This window comes from Streptomyces poriferorum (assembly GCF_019399235.1).
Taxonomy (GTDB): domain Bacteria; phylum Actinomycetota; class Actinomycetes; order Streptomycetales; family Streptomycetaceae; genus Streptomyces; species Streptomyces poriferorum.
This window is the reverse complement of the sequence record NZ_JAELVH010000627.1, coordinates 1-520: the sequence shown is the minus strand read 5'-3', so window position 1 is coordinate 520 and position 520 is coordinate 1. Positions and strand designations below refer to the sequence as shown.

Genomic DNA, 520 nt, shown 5'->3' with positions numbered 1-520 from the left:
GCGGCCGGGGCGGCCGGGGCGGACGCCTCATGACGTTCTGCGCCGTGGCGGGTGGCGCGGCCCTGCGTGGACACGGGCGTTTCGCAGGCGGCGGGCCCGGCGTAGGGTCGTCGCCCTATGACGACGAACCACGGGCCCGCGCCCTTCGCCACCGCCCGCCTTGACGCGGAGCCCCTGCGGGTGGCGTACGCGGACGAGATGGCGGCGGTGCTCGCAGACCCGGCCCTGTACGCCTTCACAGGCGGCGCCCCGGAGTCGGCCGAACGGCTGCGGGCCCGGTACGCGCGGCAGACCGCCGGATCCCCGGACCCGGACGAGCTGTGGTGGAACTGGGTGCTGCGGATCCGGGACGAGGGCCGCCTCGCGGGCTATGTGCAGGCGACGGTGCGCGGCTCCGGGGCGGAGATCGCCTGGGTGATCGGTACGGAACACCAGGGCCGGGGATACGCGACGGAGGCGGCGCGGGAGCTCGTCGCGCACCTGCTGGGCGGGGGAGCGGTCCGTACCGTCGTCGCCCACG

The 520-nt window shown here is 76.5% G+C and carries 1 protein-coding gene; it reads left to right on the top strand.

Features of this window, described 5'->3' with window-relative positions; translation table 11 throughout:
• Positions 1-117: 117 nt before the first annotated feature.
• On the top strand, positions 118-520 hold a 403-nt coding region (locus tag JGS39_RS40125; RefSeq protein ID WP_219574671.1), incomplete at its 3' end, for a GNAT family N-acetyltransferase.